General features: G+C 51.8%; 17 protein-coding genes and 1 tRNA gene. 7 read left to right on the top strand and 11 right to left on the bottom strand.

Annotated elements, in window-relative coordinates; genetic code table 11:
- Positions 1-7: 7 nt before the first annotated feature.
- Positions 8-1012 carry a nucleoid-associated protein YejK gene (gene yejK, locus MUG06_RS01765; protein ID WP_215846163.1) on the bottom strand — a complete coding sequence of 335 codons (1005 nt, stop codon included), beginning with the start codon at positions 1010-1012 and terminating at the stop codon, positions 8-10.
- 158 nt (positions 1013-1170) lie between these two features.
- On the opposite strand from yejK, the gene MUG06_RS01760 reads away from it, so the two are divergent.
- The 4 genes from MUG06_RS01760 to MUG06_RS01745 all read left to right on the top strand — a co-directional run bounded on the left by MUG06_RS01760 (position 1171) and on the right by MUG06_RS01745 (position 3571).
- On the top strand, positions 1171-1398 hold the full coding sequence (locus MUG06_RS01760) for a YejL family protein (RefSeq protein WP_215846161.1): 228 nt from the start codon (positions 1171-1173) through the stop codon (positions 1396-1398).
- 14 nt (positions 1399-1412) lie between these two features.
- Positions 1413-3167 carry an LPS biosynthesis-modulating metalloenzyme YejM gene (gene yejM / locus MUG06_RS01755; protein WP_215846159.1) on the top strand — a complete coding sequence of 585 codons (1755 nt, stop codon included), beginning with the start codon at positions 1413-1415 and terminating at the stop codon, positions 3165-3167.
- A 73-nt stretch (positions 3168-3240) separates the two neighbouring features.
- A tRNA-Pro gene (locus tag MUG06_RS01750) sits at positions 3241-3317 on the top strand.
- A 176-nt stretch (positions 3318-3493) separates the two neighbouring features.
- Positions 3494-3571: a hypothetical protein gene (locus MUG06_RS01745; RefSeq protein ID WP_243078471.1), complete on the top strand. Its 78-nt coding sequence runs from the start codon at positions 3494-3496 to the stop codon at positions 3569-3571.
- Positions 3572-3611: 40 nt separating this feature from the next.
- Here the strand turns inward: MUG06_RS01745 and MUG06_RS01740 are convergent, their stop codons facing one another.
- The gene (locus MUG06_RS01740) at positions 3612-4160 is read right to left on the bottom strand and encodes a GNAT family N-acetyltransferase (protein WP_243077535.1); all 549 of its coding nucleotides are present in this window, start codon (positions 4158-4160) and stop codon (positions 3612-3614) included.
- Positions 4161-4366: 206 nt separating this feature from the next.
- Here MUG06_RS01740 and MUG06_RS01735 point away from each other — a divergent pair, with 206 nt between their 5' ends.
- On the top strand, positions 4367-4570 hold the full coding sequence (locus MUG06_RS01735; RefSeq protein ID WP_215846155.1) for a hypothetical protein: 204 nt from the start codon (positions 4367-4369) through the stop codon (positions 4568-4570).
- 71 nt (positions 4571-4641) lie between these two features.
- The gene (locus MUG06_RS01730) at positions 4642-5370 is read left to right on the top strand and encodes a 4'-phosphopantetheinyl transferase superfamily protein (RefSeq protein WP_243077534.1); all 729 of its coding nucleotides are present in this window, start codon (positions 4642-4644) and stop codon (positions 5368-5370) included.
- Between the two features lie 141 nt (positions 5371-5511).
- On the opposite strand, the gene MUG06_RS01725 is transcribed toward MUG06_RS01730, so the two are convergent.
- From MUG06_RS01725 to MUG06_RS01710, 4 genes are all read right to left on the bottom strand, one after another.
- On the bottom strand, positions 5512-7164 hold the full coding sequence (locus MUG06_RS01725; RefSeq protein WP_215846152.1) for a multidrug ABC transporter permease/ATP-binding protein: 1653 nt from the start codon (positions 7162-7164) through the stop codon (positions 5512-5514).
- A gap of 92 nt (positions 7165-7256) precedes the next feature.
- Positions 7257-7898 carry a DNA oxidative demethylase AlkB gene (gene alkB, locus MUG06_RS01720; RefSeq protein ID WP_243077533.1) on the bottom strand — a complete coding sequence of 214 codons (642 nt, stop codon included), beginning with the start codon at positions 7896-7898 and terminating at the stop codon, positions 7257-7259.
- 17 nt (positions 7899-7915) lie between these two features.
- The gene (apbE, locus tag MUG06_RS01715) at positions 7916-8953 is read right to left on the bottom strand and encodes an FAD:protein FMN transferase ApbE (protein WP_243077532.1); all 1038 of its coding nucleotides are present in this window, start codon (positions 8951-8953) and stop codon (positions 7916-7918) included.
- On the bottom strand, positions 8934-9182 hold the full coding sequence (locus MUG06_RS01710; RefSeq protein WP_243077531.1) for a hypothetical protein: 249 nt from the start codon (positions 9180-9182) through the stop codon (positions 8934-8936). Before MUG06_RS01710 ends, apbE begins: the two co-directional genes overlap by 20 nt.
- 177 nt (positions 9183-9359) lie before the next feature.
- Between MUG06_RS01710 and MUG06_RS01705 the strand changes: the two genes are divergently transcribed.
- On the top strand, positions 9360-9503 hold the full coding sequence (locus tag MUG06_RS01705; protein WP_243077530.1) for a hypothetical protein: 144 nt from the start codon (positions 9360-9362) through the stop codon (positions 9501-9503).
- Between the two features lie 65 nt (positions 9504-9568).
- Here MUG06_RS01705 and ompC read toward each other — a convergent pair whose 3' ends face one another.
- The 5 genes from ompC to MUG06_RS01680 all read right to left on the bottom strand — a co-directional run bounded on the left by ompC (position 9569) and on the right by MUG06_RS01680 (position 18227).
- On the bottom strand, positions 9569-10690 hold the full coding sequence (gene ompC / locus MUG06_RS01700; RefSeq protein ID WP_215846143.1) for a porin OmpC: 1122 nt from the start codon (positions 10688-10690) through the stop codon (positions 9569-9571).
- A gap of 597 nt (positions 10691-11287) precedes the next feature.
- A complete protein-coding gene (locus MUG06_RS01695) occupies positions 11288-12457 on the bottom strand; it encodes an HlyD family efflux transporter periplasmic adaptor subunit (RefSeq protein WP_243077529.1) in 1170 nt (389 codons plus the stop codon).
- Positions 12454-14619, bottom strand: a complete 2166-nt coding sequence (locus MUG06_RS01690) for a type I secretion system permease/ATPase (protein WP_243077528.1) — start codon at positions 14617-14619, stop codon at positions 12454-12456. The genes MUG06_RS01695 and MUG06_RS01690 overlap by 4 nt, the downstream gene beginning before the upstream one ends.
- Before the next feature lie 26 nt (positions 14620-14645).
- Positions 14646-16001 carry a TolC family outer membrane protein gene (locus MUG06_RS01685; RefSeq protein ID WP_215846138.1) on the bottom strand — a complete coding sequence of 452 codons (1356 nt, stop codon included), beginning with the start codon at positions 15999-16001 and terminating at the stop codon, positions 14646-14648.
- A gap of 309 nt (positions 16002-16310) precedes the next feature.
- The gene (locus MUG06_RS01680; protein WP_243077527.1) at positions 16311-18227 is read right to left on the bottom strand and encodes an Ig-like domain-containing protein; all 1917 of its coding nucleotides are present in this window, start codon (positions 18225-18227) and stop codon (positions 16311-16313) included.
- Positions 18228-18586 lie beyond the last annotated feature (359 nt).

The following is an 18586-nucleotide window of genomic DNA, read 5'->3' as shown; positions in this document are numbered from 1 at the left end:
TTTTCAGTTATTTGCTGCTGGTACGACGCTGTAGCTGATCGCGCAAATTCGGTGGCGTTCCTTTAATGGTCAGCGTGTCGGTGGCCGGATCCCAAAAGATTCGCTCGCCGAGCAGCATGGCATCAAAATTCAACGTTAATCCTCCACCGCTGCCTGCAAACTTGGTTAACTGACGCAACGTGCTGCGGTCTGCGGGGAAGTGTTCCTCCAGCTCGTAACCCTGCTCTTGGGTAAACGCCTGAAAGGTTTTTTCGCCTAATGGCGGCAGTTCGCTTGAAAGATCTTCCAAAGCAATTTCTTCGCCCGCCTGCAGTTGATCGTTGCAGTAGGTGTAAACCTGCTGACGATAATTTTGACGTTCGTTTTTATCCAGGTTCGATTCGTCGCAATAATCGTCTACCGCCTGCAGCAAGCCACGGTTTTGCGCTTTGGTATCTAAACCGACTTCTGCGCCGAGGAAGTCCATGAAGAAATCAGACACTTTACGCCCAACCCGACCACGCAGGAAGGTCAGATAGCGAGTCGATTCTGGATTGGTTTCCCATTCGGTTAAATCAATGCGTGCCACAATATCGGCATGATTAATATCCAGATAATGGGTGCTGCTGATATCCATCTGCTCATTAACACGCATGCTGGACTGGCTGTTCAGCACCGTTACCAGCAAATATTCCACCGCCAGATAGCGATACTGGATAAACAGCACCACGCCACCTTCGGCAAACGGATATTTTGCCAGCTCATCGCGCAGACGGCCGGTAGCTGCACGGCTGAAGGCGAGAAAATCATCGTTGCCTTTGCGGCAGTTGCGTAGCGCTTCCGCCAGTTCGCTGTCGGTATTAAACAGGCCGTAAGCTTTACTTTTGACGCTGTAAACGCGGTGCAACTCTTCCACCATCGACTCAACTGTTTTCGTCGCGGGCAGCAAGGAATCGCGCAGCAGCAGCTCTAACTGATTCTCATCACGTTTGATTAACTGATGCAGGGCAATCTGGTCGATATCCAGACTCATGGTAGACTCTCCTTTAAGCTCAGGCGCGTATTCAATCACCGCCTGCAATGGCTTTCAACTCCATGCGTAAAACCAACGGTGCGCTTTCGATAAAAGTGCGGAAAAAACCGCGTTGTTACGGTAATATATCGCCTTTTGAAACGAGATTAGACGACGATATGCCACAATCATCCCGTTATAGTGACGAACGCGTAGAACAACTCCTCGCGAAAATGGTGCAGGTTCTGGAAAAAGACCAGGCGCCAACCGACCTTTCCCTGATGGTGTTGGGGAACATGGTCACCAATTTGATCAACAACGATGTGGCCCCGGCTCAACGCCGTTCACTGGCCCGATCTTTCGCTGAAGCTTTGCAGTCTTCAGTCCGTGACGATAACGCTCATTAATTTGATCTCATAATATGGTAACCAACCGGCAGCGCTACCGCGAAAAAGTCTCCCAGATGATCAGCTGGGGGCATTGGTTTGCGTTGTTTAATATTTTATTCGCGCTGATTTTAGGCAGTCGCTACCTGTTGGTCGCCGACTGGCCCTCTTCGCTGACTGGGCGTATTTACGCCTATAGCAGCTGGATTGGCCACTTCAGCTTTATCGTCTTTGCGGCTTATCTGCTGATTATCTTCCCACTCACCTTCGTGGTGATGTCGCAGCGCCTGTTAAGGGTGTTATCGGCGGTGGTGGCCACTGCCGGATTAACATTGGTGATGGTGGACAGCGCGGTGTTTAGCCGCTTTCACTTGCACCTCAATCCCGTGGTCTGGGAACTGGTCATTAACCCCGACCAAAGCGAAATGGCGCGTGACTGGCAGCTAATGTTTATCAGCGTGCCGCTGATCTTCCTGGTGCAAATGCTGTTCGCTACCTGGAGCTGGCAGAAGCTGCGCAGCCTTAATCGTCGATCCTTTGGCAAGCCGCTGGCGGCGCTGTTTATCAGCGCCTTTTTCGCCAGTCACCTGATGTATATCTGGGCGGATGCTAACTTCTATCGTCCGATTACCATGCAGCGCGCCAACTTACCGCTCTCTTATCCGATGACGGCACGCCGTTTTCTTGAACGTCATGGCTTGCTGGATGCGCAGGAGTATCAGCGTCGACTGGTGCAGCAAGGCGATCCTGAAGCGCTGTCAGTGCAATATCCACTCAGTGATATCACTTTCCGCGACGCGGGTACGCGCAACAATCTGCTGGTGATTACGGTCGATGGCCTGAACAGCGCCAGCATGGCAAAAGCGTTGCCTGAACTGAACCAGTTCGCCAATGATAATGTGCGGTTTACGCAGCACTTTAGTGCAGGCGATACGCCTGAAAAAGGGCTGTTTGGCCTGTTTTATGGCATCTCCTCAAGCTATATGAATGGCGTGCTGGCGTCGCGTACGCCATCGGTGCTGCTCGGCGCGTTGAGCAGCCAGGGTTATCAGCTTGGTTTGTTCTCGTCTGACGGCTTTAATCTGCCGCTTTATCGCCAGGCATTGCTGACCGACTATTCGTTGCCCGCCAGCAACAGTCAGCCAAACAGCGCCACCGTGACGCAATGGCAAAACTGGTTAAATCAGCAGAAAGGCGAAGGTAATCCGTGGTTCTCATGGGTCGCACTGAATGGCGTCAATCTCAGCAGTGATAATGCCAAGGCGCGCCAGCGTAGCTATCTTCGTCAGAGCACCGCGATCGACGATCAGATTCATAATGTGCTGACCACGTTAGAGCAGCGAGATTTGCTGAAAAACACCGTCGTGGTGATAACCGCCCAGCGCGGACTGGCGTTGGAGGGTAATGTTGACAGCTCGGGTAATCGCGCAAATCTGCAGGTTCCGTTAGTCATACACTGGCCAGACACGCCAGCTCAGACGGTTAGCCGCCTGACCGATCATCAAGACGTGATGGCTACGTTGATGCAACGCCTGCTGCATGTGCGCACCAACCCGGTCAATTATTCTCAGGGCGAAGATCTTTTTGCTGTGCAACGCCGTCATGACTGGGTCGCCAGCAGCGAAGAGAACAAGTTAGTTATCACGACACCGCAGGTGACGCTGGTGCTGAATAACAACGGCAGCTATCGCGCCTATGATGCACAAGGAAATGCCCTCAAAGATCATAAACCGCAGTTAGCGCTGCTGTTGCAAGTTCTCACGGAAGAGAAGCGCTTTATTGCAAACTGATTAATTATGAGGCAGTTAGTCTGTTGAGAACTTGCATTCACAGCAATTTTCAGTAGACTCATTTCCCACAGTTCGGCACGTAGCGCAGCCTGGTAGCGCACGGTCATGGGGTGTCCGGGGTCGGAGGTTCAAATCCTCTCGTGCCGACCAAATTCCCTGAAAAGCAGCCTTTATGGCTGCTTTTTTTATGCCTGAAAGCGGTAATACAAAAAAACGCATTATTTCTTTAATACTTTCATCTGCTTGTCACATTTATCGTTGAAATCCCTTTTAACTGAGCATTCCTGTCTATACTCAAGGTTGTGTGGGTAACGAGAGGAGAGATTATGCATTTAGTCGAAAAAGACGATCCATCCGAAGCACCAGAGTCTGGCGATAAGAGTCCACAGCCAGACAAGAAGTAACCCACTAAAGGCCGCCAACTGTTGCGCGGCCTTTTTCATTTTATTCGCCGTGGCGGCGAAACCACTCTTCGCGATTGATTTCCCAGATTTCTGCGTCCATTTCGCCCGCGACATACGCTTTACGTCCCGACCAAACCAACCGCATACCGCTGCTTTCGGAAATTCGACGTGAAGCCAAATTATCGGCGGCTTTCGGCACCCGCAGGCACGTTTGCTGGAGATCGCGGAACCAGAAATCGGTAACGCGCTGACACGCCTCACTCATCAAGCCCTGCCCTTGCCACTCCGGGATCAACCAAAACCCGCGATTGTCCTCTTCACCCAGCCGCAGCGAAATCAGACCAATTAGTTTTTCCGGTTGAGTGCGTGGCCGAATGCTCCAGTGCCAGGCAACCCCTTTTTGCATATCAGGCAAGGCCGAGCCGCAAACAAACTGCTGCGCGCCATCTTCGGGATAGGGCCAGGGAACAAGATGGGTGAGATAACGCACCAGCTCCCAGCGAGGAAAAACCTGTTGAATCTGCACCGCATCCTCTCTGACCAGAGGACGTAATAACAAGCGAGATGTGTCCAGTTGCGGTATTTCCATATCCTCTCCTTTGTTGCTGAACTCACTTTCAGAAAAGTGCCACAGGTTGCGTCCATTCATTAATACATTCAAAGAGATAGTTTCGGCAAGCAACCGTGTTCAAGATCATATAACAGACACAATGTGACAGCATTTCATTAAAGTGAAACAAAACCGTCACATAACTACCCTACTCTAAAGTCCCCTGATTTTTGACGGAAAATTTTATGGTCATCAAAGCGAAAAGCCTAAAAGATGCAGAAGAGATGTTGCATTCAGGCATTAGCAAAGTTGAGTTGGCTTACGACATGGGTAGCGACGATTTCTTTCGTTTCGCGTCACACTGGTGCGATCGCGGTGCGCGCATTAGTAAAGGCCATCACCACTTTGTCGTTTCACTGAAAAGTTTTGCCATCCCGCCCAACGACTGACTTTTCCAGGCAACTTGCCCTTGCGGCAGCAGACTGATTAAATGCCGCTTTCGCCTTAATCGTGATGCCGCATGCGTTACCCTAAAATTCCCCTGCCGCTTCCTGCAAGCGGCTTTGTGCTTTCTCAACACATGAACGACAGCGATCCGCTGCTGGCGATCGGTCGCTTTGACGTTGCCCTCTATCAGGATGCACTCTGCGGAGAATGGCAGCTTCCTTTGCCGCTGCGCATCCAAAGTGCGGTTAAAAAGCGCCGAGCGGAATATCTTGCCAGCCGGATGCTGACCCGTGAAGTCTTCACGCGATTAGGCCAACCTGACTTTATCTTAAGTAATGCAGCAGATCGCTCTCCACTTTGGCCAGCCGGTGTGCAGGCATCGCTGTCGCATAGCACAGGAATTGTGGTATTGGCTGCGACAAAGCAACCGTTGTGTATAGGTGTGGATGTGGAGCAGCAGATGTCAGCAACGACCGCAGAGGAAACGACGGAAATGTTAATGGGTTCAGCAGAGCGCAGCTGTTTACAGCGCTTACCGTTGGATTTTCCGCTGGCCGCTACGCTGCTGTTTTCGCTGAAAGAGAGTGTTTATAAGGCTTTGTGGCCGCAACTCTATCAACCGATGGACTTTCATCACGCTGAGCTGGTTGACGTTGATTTAGCGGCACAGCGCGCTACGCTGCGATTAACTCACCGTTTTAATGACGTGTTTAACAAAGGGACCGAGTTAAGCGCGGAGTTTCACTTGCAAGATCGTGAGGTCATCACTCTGCTTGCCCATGAAATTAAAAAACCGGCTTAGCAAGTAGGCTAAGCCGGTATAAACACAGACGACAGAGGAATTCCAGGATAGCAGAAAAACAGACTTCCGCTGGCCTTAACCCTAACGCACTTGGCTGTCGCCTGACCAATATCTGTTTTCGCTAAGCTTTGCCATCTGGCGTTAAAGCCCGGTATCCGTACGTTTTACCGCGTCCAGCGTGGCTATATCACGCTCATTACCGGTGAGTTCACTTAGCTGCCCGTCACGCATTTCCAGCAGGCGATCGGCATGAGTGAAGTAATGATCGTCATGACTGATAGCAAACACGGTTTTGCCCGATTCTTGTAACCATGGCAGCAGCTCACGGTAGAAAATACGTCGGAAATGCGGGTCCTGATCGGCCGCCCATTCATCCAGCAACAGCACATCACGCTCTTCTGCCGCCGCCAGTAGCAGCGCCAAACGCTTGCTCTGCCCTTTCGACAACTGCAGATTCAGGACTTTATTGCCTTCAATCTTCAGCTTGTCCTGCATCTTCAGCTTCTCCAGCCACTGCTGCACCAACGCCGGGTTTGCTGGCACACCTTCGCGACTGATTAACTGATCAAACAGATGCACATCGGTAAATACTGCCGAAAAGTGCTTGCGCCAGTTATCGAGATCGCTAGCCTCTATCGCCCTTCCATCGAGCAGCAGTTGCCCAGATTGTGGCTGATAGAGGCCCGTCAGTAACATCGCCAGCGTCGATTTTCCGCTGCCGTTGCCACCAATCAGAAAAACTAATTCCCCACGACGCAGCGTCAGGTTAATCGGTCCCACCTTAAAGCCGTTTTCGCCGTAATGAAAACGCACATCGCGCAGTTCCAACGTTTGCCAGTCAGAAAGCGCGGGCAACGTGTGAAAGTCGGGTTCAAAGGGCGCTAAGTCGAAGGCGTTTAATTTACGGAAGGCGACCTGTGCGCTGAGTAAGGTCGGCAATGCGCCCACGGCAGAAAGCAGCGGCGTGCGCAGGAACAATAGCGTTAGCGAGAACGTTGCCGCCACGGCGGTGTTGGCCCAACCCAGGCTGTTGGCCATAAAAAATACCATGCCGATAGCACCCAACGTCATGATATTCGACCAGTTCACTGCGCTGAGGTGATAGGTATCGGCACGCACAATGTGGTGACGATAGGTATTGGCGTCTTCCTGATAAACCGTTTCGTAAACCAGCCTGGCGCGTTCGCGGTTGAGCTGAAGTTCTTTACGTCCTTCAATCACCGTTTGGTAATCGCGATAAAGGTTATCTTCCACTTCACGCAATTTGGCCATGTGCTGATAAACCCGCGACACCAGTAACCACCCGCCGATCAGCGTAATAGCCAACCATACGCTGGTGACCAGCAACATTTTGGGCGAGAGCCAGGCGAGATAAAACGCAGAACCCAGCGTAATGATAATGCCTTGAATCAGCTCCGGCAGACGCACAAAGGCGATGGTAATGGCGCGCACATCGCTGGTTAATCCTGCCAGCAACTGCGCATTGCCAATCTGCTCAATGCGCTCAACGTGGGTGTCCAAAATACGTTTAATAAACTGGCCCCGCATGCGCCAGACAAACTGATGTCCAAGCAGGGTCAGCGCCAACTGCGAGGCCAGCGTCACGGCCATCAGCAGCAATAGCTGAAACAGGAACTGTGGCAACACGCTGAAAGAGGTATTAATGGCGACGATCATTTCACGGTTGATGAAGGCGATCATGCCAATACCCAACACCGCGCTCAACAAGGTGAGAAAAATAACCCCGATAAATGGCCAGCGAAACTGGCGAAAAACAACGTTTAGCAACGTCATAAAAAGATCCAGCAGACAAAAACAGCCTGCAGTTTAAAGCGATGCGGAATGATAGCAATAGTTATTCGCAGCCCGCCCGCATGCGCCAAAGATCAATGGGCGCGGCGGAAAGTCAGGTTATAACGGAAGGCACCCACCAGCGGATGCACGCCCGGTTTCAGCGGTAAAATTCCGTGATAACGCAGCCGCGATGGGCCGCCCCACACCACGACGTCGCCATGCTCCAACAACACGCGCTGCGTGCTGTCGCCGCGTTCAAAACCCCCAAATTGAAACACAGCCGGTAAACCCAACGACACAGAAACAATCGGCTGACGCAGATCCTTCTCATCTTTATCCTGATGCAGCGTCAATTTAGCGCCAGGTTCATAACGATTGATCAAACACGCGTCAGGGTTAAACCGCGAAAAACCCGCTTCCTGCGCCGCTTCCTGAGCCAAACTGCGAAACAATGTCGGCATTGGCGGCCATTTCTGGCCATTTTGATTATCCTGCTCGCTGTATTGATAACCGCGTGAATCGGTAGACCAACCGAAATCCCCGCAGTTAGTCATGGCAACTGACATACGATGGCCGCCAGGCGTAATGCGATGAGCAAAAGGATTTTGCGCTTCGATTGCCAAAATGTCCTGATACAACACGCCAGCGATTTCGCGGGCGCGACGGCGCAAAATCACCGCGCCTTCTGCCAGCGGCTCTTGCCAGGGTTCATCTTCACTAAAGAGATCGAGCATCTTGGTTCTCCAACATATTATTCAGGCTTAATCAGGAAAGCAGCAAACTGCGGTGACATCCAGCTGACAAACTGATCTCCCTGCTTGCTGATCAAATAGACCGCGAGCTGCTCTTTTATCGCCAGCGCTTTGGCTTTTTCGCTGCCCAATACCATCAACCCGGTATCCCAGCCATCGGCTTCCAGCGCAGTGGTCGCAATAACCGTAGCGGAGACCAGTTTATGTTCGATCGGGCGTCCGGTCAGCGGATCGATCACGTGGGAAATACGTTTGCCATCCAGTTCATAATAGTTGCGGTAGCTGCCGGACGTGCTGATGCCGTGACCTTGCAGCGCGACACGCGCCTGTACTGCATTTTCACGATCGGTGGGTTTCTGGATCGCCACGCGCCACGGTTGGCCGCTGGCATTGTTACCGCGACTCAAAACCGCACCGCCGACTGACACCAGATAATTATTGATGCCCTGCTGTTCCATCAGGCGCGCCAGATGATCGGTAGCAAATCCTTCACCTACCGTCGATAAATCCACAGACAAACCCGGCAGATCTTTTTGCAGCCATTGCCCGTCAACACCCTGGATTACCCGCAAATGTTGTAAACCGGTCTGCGCTCTGGCTGCAACAATTTGTGCTTCAGTGGGCATCTGTGTCGGCTGTTTGTCAGGCCCAAATCCCCACAGATTCACCAAAGGCCCCACGGTGATATCCATCGCGCCGGCGGTTTTATTGCCGATACGCAATGATTCCGTAACGATATCCGCCATGTTGCTGCTTACCGGCTGCGGCGCGCTGCTGCTGTTTTGATTAAAACGAGACAGCGTTGAGTCCGGTTTCCAGGTTGAAAGCTCGGCGTCATCGGCATCAAGCTGGTGCTGAATTGCCTGCTGCAGCGCGGCTTTACGTCCTGCATCGATGCCTGCCATGCTTACCCGCCAGACGGTTCCCATGGTTTTACCTTCTAACACCATGGCCGACGATGTAGAAGCTTGCTCACAACTCACTGCTAAAAAAGTTGCCAACAGCACCAATAGCAGATTAATCTGAATACGCATCATTCCTCACCAGTAAAACTATATTCCAATCTAATACAAAGCATAAATATCTTGTAAAGCCGTGAAAATCATCTTGATCCTTTGGCAACCTCTTGCCAGCATGGAGGCTTCCGCTCGCAGCTGGGCGCTGAATCCAAAGAGGCAAAATATGATTTATATGATTCTCATAGTGGCTCTTGGCTTGTTCGCTTTTAGTAGCTACAAAATTTGGCAGCAAAAGCGCAACAGGCATATGGCTCCTTCTCAACCGCGCCAGCATTAAGCATACCCGCACCAAAAAAGGGCATTTACGCGCCTTAAACGCGGGCAAAGTCTATCAGAATCCTCACCGAAGCCGTGGCATTGTGAGCCTTCAAGCTGGCATGAATTCTGCACTGTTGAATCAGGGTTTATCTCTGAGAGGTGTGGAATGGAAAAATCATTATCGAAGCGTACAGGCTGGCAGCAATGGCTGAGTTTTTCAGCGTTCACACTGGCAGGTGCAGCATTTGAAGGAAGCGTTCCGCCGGCCAATACCGCGCCGAAGCCGAAAAAGTGGCGGGCCGAGGAATAGAATTCGAGTGATAGCGTAAGTCTATGAACGGGGGAGCGCGGCTTGCCGCCACGCTCCCTGACAGCTTAGAACTGGTAAACCAGACCCAGCGCCACCACGTCGTCGGTATTGATACCGGCTTGGTCGGTGAAGTTGTTGTCATCCAACAGGTTGATTTGATAATCCACATAGGTGGACATGTTTTTGTTGAAGTAGTAAGTCGCGCCTACATCAATGTATTTCTTCAGGTTCTGTTTGCCCTGACCTTCAATATCGGTACCGCGAGACGTCACGTAAGCCAGTGATGGACGCAGACCAAAGTCGAACTGATACTGCGCAACCAATTCCCAGTTCTCAGCTTTATCGGCATAACCGTAAAGTGCAGAATCGCTGGAACCGAAGCGGGTTGCGTTGTAGGACTTGGTATACATCGCGGCCAGGTAGATGTTGTTGGCGTCATATTTCAGACCGCCGGTGTAGGCTTCTGCTTTATCACCGCGACCCAGAACATCGGCATAAGTTGCGCTCTGACCATTTTGATCGTTAGTACGATCAGACTGGAATACAGACGCACCGATACCAAAACCAGAGCCCAGATCATAGGTCGTGCTCAGACCCCAACCATCGCCGTTCTGACCCAGAACGTCACGGCCATTAGGTGATTCATCACCGTCGCCGTTTTTGCCTTGATACTGCACAGCAAAGTTCCAGCCTTCAACCAGGCCGAAGAAGTTAGTATTGCGGTAAGTCGCCATACCATTGCCACGCTGGAACATGAAGTTGTCCGCGCCGTAGGTATCGCCACCAAACTCTGGCAGCACGTCAGTCCATGCGCCAATGTCATACGCCACGCCGTAGTTACGGCCATAATCGAATGAACCCGCGTCACCGAATTTCACACCCGCGAAACCAACACGCGTGAAGCTGTTAGCGGTGCCTTCAGACTCTGCGGTGTTCAGCGCAGCCTGATATTCCCACTGACCATAACCGGTGACTTGATCGCTGACTTCCGTTTCGCCTTTGAAGCCAAAGCGCAGATAAGACTGATCGCCATCTGAGCCGTCGTTATCAGAAAAATAATGCAGACCGTCAACTTTACCGAACAGGTCTAATTTGTTGCCGTCTTTATTGTAGATTTCAGCTGCGTTTGCTGAACCTGCGGCGACCAGCAACGCAGGGATCATCAGGGAGAGAACGCGACGTTTCATTTTATTACCCTCTGTAATGTGCCTTTATAATTTGCCACTGCTAACTGAACGATTAAAAATTCAGCCGGCAAGCCATTGTTCTTTTATAACGGGTAATAATCCATCACGAAAATGCTACTAAATTTCCGAAACTGTTTCAGAATGCGAAACAGTTATTTCCAAGTGTAAATTTTGGGGAACTAATAACCAGCACATATCGGTAAAAAATATAGCACAAAATGACAACCCATTTTTATAGCGTTTAATATCAACCATTTAATTAACAAGCCATCTGAGCACTGAATGATAAAACTTATGAGCCATCAGGGAATACAATAGATCCCGCTATCATCATTTATTTCATTATTACCTTCATTCACCCCGAATGATATGTTTACCCTTATTATCCGCCGGACATTGTTTGTCCGGCATTTTTTTGCCTGAAATTCACTCAAACCGTATAAAACGTAAACTTAATTAATTGGGTTAAAATAATGCCGCTTGTTATTCGCATAAAAAGTTAAATTCAGCACGCATTATTAATTGAGTTAGCAAATAATTCCCAACTTAATTTATCACCGTAATAAAGCATGCTGAATTAAACGCTGGATCGATATATCACCGCTCGCGCATTGATTCTTTTACCTTGTTCAGTGGCTTAAGCAGATAGTCCATCACCGATTTCTGACCGGTTTTAATTTCCACATTTGCCACCATGCCCGGCACAATAGGAAATTTGCGTCCCGCTCGGTTGGTTAATTCCGCTTTTTGCGTGCGAACGTAAACGCGATAGTAATATTGGTCACGTTTTACCTCATCTTGCAGGGTATCTGGCGAGACAATTTCGACCTCTCCGGGTAGATCACCGTATATGGACGAATCATAGGCGGTAATCTTAACCACTGCGGCTAAACCGGGACGAATGTAGGCGATGTCACGCGGGTTGATGCGTGTTTCAATGAGCAACTGATCTTCCAGTGGCACAATCTCCATTAACTTGCCGCCTGGCTCCAGCACGCCGCCTACCGTAGTGACCTGAATATCTTTAACGATCCCGCGTACCGGCGAATAGAGCGTAGCGCGGGTCAGCTGATCTTCTTTACCCGCCGCCACCTGCAATTGCGCATCCAGTTCCGCATTATTTTTGACCTGCTCTTCGTGCGCTCGCACCAGATAATCGTTGCGCGCTTCATCAATTTTGCCGCGCAAATCACTCACCTGACGTCGCAGACGGATCACTTCAACCTGCCCCGCAGCGCCTTTGGCGACCAACGGTTCCGTCAGACGCAACTCATCCTGCACCAGCCGCATTGACTGCTGTAGATTGCTAATGGTTTCGGTCAGGTTACGGCGGCGAGATTCATACAGCTGTGTTTCACGCACGACCAGTTGCGGCTCTTGCAGGGTTTCCGGGCCGAACTTCAAGGGTGTACCCGAAAGTTCGGCATCAAGGCGTTCAGATGAGGCGCGAAGCGTGCGCACCTTAGCCTGCGCTTCGCCAAAATTAGACTGAAAGCGAGTGGGATCAAGTTTTGCTAAAACCTGCCCTTTTTCAACGATATCGCCTTCGTGCACGTTAAGCTGTTCAACGATGCCGCCATCCAGACTATCAATGACCTGTCCACGGCTCGACGGCGTTACTTTGCCTGTTCCCACCGTGACTTCATCCAGAATCGCAAAGTGGGCCCAAATCAGAAACAGCGCCAGCGCAGCGGTGCAGAGCCAGATAATGGCCGAAGTCCGGCGTTCGTGGCGCGCAAGGTCTTTATCAATCATTACCAGACTCATGCGGCATCTCCTTTGGTGGGATCGGGCGTGGGATTCGATGCCGCTGCTGGCGCGGTGGCACGACGTAAAATTTCATCGCGTGGTCCATCAGCGATAATGCGCCCGTTGTCCATGACCACAATGCGATCGACCATTTTCAACAGCGCCGGGCGATGCGTCACCAGCACCAGCGTGCGGCCACTGATCCAACCCTGCATCTGGCGAATGACATGCTCTTCCAGCTGTTCATCCATCGCGGCGGTGGGTTCGTCCAGCAACACCACTTGCGGCTGACGCAAGATCAGCCGACTGAGCATCACCATTTGTCGTTGACCACCCGACAAGCCGCGCCCGCCCTCATTAATAATGCGATCAAGGCTGGCAGCGTCTTGCTGTACCAGCGACAGCGCACCGCTGATCCGTAACGCCTGGAGCATCTCTTGTTCACTGGCATGGGGATTTCCCAGCATCAGGTTCTGGCGCAGTGTGCCGAAGAACAGCCGCGAATCGTTGGAAAGCCAACCGAGCTGGCGGCGCAAATCGATGGGATCGATGCGTTCAATATCGACACCATCGACAATCACTTTGCCCTGCGTAGCCAGCGCCTGGCCGGCCAAAATCTTCAGCAAGGTTGACTTACCTGCTCCGACCTTGCCGAGAATGGCAATTTTCTCGCCCGGTTTGATAGTGAACTGCTGCACGCTGAGAACATTTTTCTCGTTCTCTTCGTCATAGCTGTATTGCACGTTACGCAGATCGTATTGTCCGGTAAGCGTCGGACAATGGGCCAGCGTGGCGGCATCGGGCTGGTCGATCGGTTTCTTGAGTAATTCATCCAATCCTTTCATCGCCGTTTTGGCATGCTGCCAGCGCGAGAACACCATGGTTAACTGCATCAGCGGTGCGATGGTGCGTGATGAAAGCAGGCTACAGGCCACCAGCGTACCGGTGGTGATTTGCGAATCGAGGATCAAATAGACGCCAAACACCAACATGCCCGCGTAGGTCAACTGCTGCACGGTTGCTGCCCAGCCAGTTAGACGTGCGCCCCATAACCGCTGCTGATTACTGATTGCCGCGCTGACTTCGTGCGTCTGTTCCCACTGACGCTGGAAATAGGGTTCAGCCTGCAGCGCTTTGATATCTTCGATACCTTCAATGGTTTCCACCAGCACCGCATTACGCAATGCCCCTTCACGCAACCCCTCTTTCGCCAGCCGCGCCATCGGAATCTGCACCAACAGGCCCGGAATGACGATCAGCGGAATAGCCGCCAGTGGGATTAACACCAGCCAGCCACCAATAAATGACATGATAAACAGAAACAAAATCACAAACGGCAGATCTGCCGCCGCGCCGACGGTGGTAGAAGTCAGCAGTTCGCGCACCTGATCGATCTCGCGTAATTGCGAGATAAAAGAGCCGGTGGATTTAGGCCGTGATTCGTTGCGAATACTCATTGCCCTGGCAAACAGCATGGCTGACACTTTCAGGTCAATGCGTTTTCCCATCAAATCGGAGACCTGAGTACGCATCAGGCGAATCAGATATTCGATGGCTGCCGCAATCAATACACCAGCAAACAGCACCCATAACGTCGCTTGCGATTGCGCCGGGATTACGCGGTCATACACTTGCATCGAAAACAGAATGCCCGCCAGCGCCAGCACGTTACTGATGACCGAAGCCAGTGAGATCTCGGTGATGCGCCGTCCCATACCGCGAAAGTTCTTCCAGAACCAGTGTTCCTCATACGGCTGAACGAACTCATCGATGCGTGCATCACGTCCGCGTGCAGCAACGCCGACCACACCGACGTCGCCTTGCGCACGTGCTAGCAGCTGCGCCAGCTCGCCTTCACGCACCACATCGCCGCCTTCGCTCAGCCAGTAACGTGCGCTGCCTTCAGCATCAATGCCTTCCAGCACCGCCACGCTGCCATTCTCCAACACCAGCACTACCGGCGTGATCTCCTGACGCCAGCGCAGTTTGTTCTGCGGCACCATGGTGAGATGCAGACCAAGCAGGCCAGAAAGCCGCTCTAACTGCTGTGCGACGGGAAGATGTTCAAACCAACGCATCTGCTGACGCAGCGTTTTGCCATCGGCGGGCTTACCGAAACGCGCCGCAACACGCAGCATGGCGGCAATCCAGTTATCGGTATTCAAATTTTGTGCACTCATAGTTAACGCCTTTAAACGGGAACGCGCTATTGCAGCGAAGGAAGAAGATCGCCGCTGCTCTTCTGACGATCGATACCCATGATATCGAGCAGATTATCCACGGCAGCGGCATAGCGGACGGTGGCATCCCAACCATCGTAAAGCGCGGTAATGCGCGAGCTGTCCGCCTGAAACACATCCTGCTCCACGCTGAGCAGATCGTTCAGGCTTCGTTTACTGAGGCGGTATTCATCCGCATAGACGTTGCGGGTGTGATCGGCACTTTCCAGCTGTACTTCGCCTGCCTGCTGGCGTTGTTGGGCGCCAATCATGTCGGCATAGGCGGTTGAAGCATTCTGATTAATGGTGAGTTTGGCTTGTTGGATAGCGGCTTGTGCAGCTTCACGTTCGCCTTCAGCTGACTGCGTTTTGGCGTTGACCGCACCGCCCTGGTATAGCGGTGCCTCAACTTGCAGTTGGACTTCATCATCCCAATAGGATTGCCGATCATTCTCGTAACGGGTGCGTCCGGCCTGCACTTTGATGGTGGGATAATGACCCGATTGCGCCTGACGTACCCGCTCGCGCGCCGCTTCCTGCTTAGATTGCGCGCTGCGCACCGCAGCGCTGTTTTCATAGGCAATTTTATCAAGCGTGATTTGTTGAGTCAGCAGTGCCTGCGGCAGCTCTGGCAAATTCTCCGGTACTACGCCGGTCAACACGGTGAGCTGTGCTTTAGCAGAACGCAGTTGGGCGCGATATTGCTCCAGCGTGGCGTGCATCGCCGCAATACGCGTTTGCGCTTGCAGTACATCAGATTGGGAGTTGAGTCCCGCATCGGCGCGCAGTTTGGCAATATCACGTACCCGCTCCAGCGAGGCGATATTGGTTTGCGCGGTGACGGAGAGCGTCTGATAACGTTTTACTTCGAGGTAAGCTTGCAGCGTATCTTCCGCAACGGTGGTCATGGAATCAAACAGGCTATAACGATAAGCATCAGACAGCGCATGCTGCTCGTCAATGGCGCCGCCGGTGCGTCCGAAATCATATAAAAGCTGGCTCAGCGTAATACCGCCGGAACCGTTATTGTTCAGGCTACCGGCTGAGTCAGTTTGATGTGAACGTCCCGCCGCACCTTGCAGTGAGATTTGTGGATACCATGCACTTTTTGCGGCATCTAAATCGCCTTCACCGACATGGATTTGCGCCGCCGCTTCCGATATTTTTGGATTGCGGGCAAAAGCACGAAGAATGGCATCCCGCAGCGTTAAGGTGGCAATTTGTTCTTCAGTCGGCGCAGCACGCCAGTTAAATTCCGCTTTAGGTAACGGTGCGGCTACGGCCGCGGTTAACACTACGCCGTTTAGGGCGCATAAAAACAAGGTCATTCGCGCTTTGTTCATTATTAACACCAACAGGTTTTCTTATCGTCATTGTGTTTTCCCGGTGATTTAAGCGTACGAAAAGAACCCGCCGCGTACGGCGTAGTACTTGATTGAATACCTTTATTTTTTATGGTTCGAAAGCCAAACGCTAAGCGACCTTTAACATTAATAGATCAGAATACGCGCTTAGTCCTGCTAAAAATGGCTGAAATTGTTAATATTTTTGTTTTTAGCGCGATTTTTGAGCGATGCCTTTTCCATTAATCCATGCAGACAGGCTTACCAAACCTGTCTGCATAGTGGCGTTTACTTTATATAACAGCAGGTTCAGGCCATTATCTGCGCTGCGCTGTGCTGCCATAAGTGATCGGCCAGGGTATAAGGCGAATCGGCAACCAAATTGCTGTCGATTGCTGTATGTGAGGCGGCTGCGGTGGCGGGTTCTGTGGTGGAGGTTGCGGCGGTTGACGTCACCGCCGCAGAGGTGCCAAATGCATCGATCACGTCATCCATCTTCAGCGTACTGAGCGTCGTTGCCGACGCGTCATGCGTATCCACCGTGACGTTCTGACTGGCACTGGCCACATTTCCCGCACTGTCTTTCGCCGTCACCTTCATCTCATATTGACCTTCATCCAACGGCGCCAGCTGACCTGCAAGAATAGTCAAAGCCCAGTTGCCGTCCGCCTTGACCGCCGCACTGTAACTTTGATCGCCCAGCGTTACCGTGACGATGCTGCCCTGATCAAGATGGCTGGAACTGCCTTGAATCAGATGCCAGGTATTCACATCAGCGGCATCAATGACGTTGTCATCAAACGGCGTGTTGAGCGTGAGCGTGGGTAAGTCATGTACCGCAACCTTGAAGAACTGATCCAGCGTTTGTGTATCGCTGTTGCCATAATCATCCCAACGATGAGCCGTTGCGGTGACGTCGCCATCCAACAACGCCATCAAATCATCCTTGGGAAGGGTGATCATCCCCTGCTCCGGCAAGTAGGTTTTGCCGTTTATTTCGAGTTCCTTAACACCTTCGATATAGAAAGTCAGACCATGCTGCGCTTCTTCATAGTTCAGCGTCATATCACCGCCAATATTCATCTCGTAATAGATCGGCGTTAAAACAGTATGAATATTAAGGTTAAGTATGTCGTCGGTGTAATTGTTCGCCGCATCAATGGCATAAACGCGCACTTCGCCGCTTGAGATAAATTTGTCGACATCTGCCGCAGCAATCAGCACCTGCCAATGGCCATCTGCGCCGATCGTCGCGTGATGTTCAACGCCATCACCGCCTTTCAATACCAACGCCTGGCCCGCTGCCACCGTTGAAAGCGTGCCGCTGAGCAACAGATCCTGTTTTGACTCAGCCAGGTTAATCACGTTGTCATCAGTGACTTTATCGAAATGGATTTTCGGCACGCTGCTCAAGTGAGTCAGCAGCGTTAAGTCGTGAGTCACCGTGCTGGATTTGCCGTTGGCATCAACAGCCGTGACTTTCAGACTGTAAACGCCATCCTGTAACGCTTGCAGATCGTCAGAGCTGAAGTGGCCGATCCATTGCCCGTTACTGCCCACCGCGCCGGTCACGGTTTTATCGCCTAGCGTCAGCTTGATGATTGAATTCGTCGCCATATGCGTGGCACTGCCGGTGATATCCACGCCGTAAACACCTTCTGTTATGCTTACCGCGTCATCACCGCTTATGGTGTCAACCGTGACCGTTGGCTTAATGGTTTTATCCACATAAAGTCCGAAGTCCACCGTGCTTTCGGTGCTGTTACCGGCTTTATCGGTGATAGTCAGCTTTAGGCTGTAGTTGCCATCTGGCAATCCTTTCAACGCTTCAGCCGGCATTGAGGCATTCCAGTAGCCCCATTTATTCACCGTGCTCTGCCAGCTTTGATCGTTAAACGTGAGGGTCACGGTTGATCCCGCTTCGCCCACCGCCTGGCCGCGTAAATGCACCCGATTGTTGGCTTCCCAACCCGCAATGACGCCATCCATCGCGATCGGTTCGTAGGGACGCAGCGCGGTCGGTGCCTGCGTATCTGCCGCGCTGACCGCCAGCGTATTCAGGCTAACCACTGATGTTTGCCCCTCTGAATCTGAACTGGCGACCACACTGCTGGCACGCGCCACAGAAGTGGATGTTGTTGCGACATCAGGCAGGGCAAAATCGCTGACGGCAGCCTGAAAGATCGACTCTAGCCGAACAGCACGATAATCATCACGTTGGGACATAGGTAACCTCGATTCAAAAGAACATTAGCCGCAAGCCATCAGAGATATTGATATTTACTCGCGGACAGGATTAGGTTCAGGCCAGACGCATCGGCCCGTTTCCGCTGGTCGGAACGGGTTACCCGTAGGTAACAAGGATTAATGAATAAGTCTCAGCAGAAGAGAAAAGTAAAATACCAACGTCCGGTTTTATGCATCACACAGCCTTGCACTGTGCAGTTGCACCTACCCTAATCTTTCATTCAATTGATGGATAGTGGCGAAAATCTGGAAAATTGATTATCACGAACCGCAAATAAAAAAAATCAGCGAGTGCTCACACACTCGCTGATTCATCAGTACACCTTACCGTTACAATG

Source organism: Pantoea sp. MQR6, assembly GCF_022761075.1.
Lineage (GTDB): Bacteria > Pseudomonadota > Gammaproteobacteria > Enterobacterales > Enterobacteriaceae > Pantoea > Pantoea phytostimulans.
Note: the sequence above shows the minus strand (reverse complement) of the source record. Positions and strands in the feature narration are given on the sequence as shown.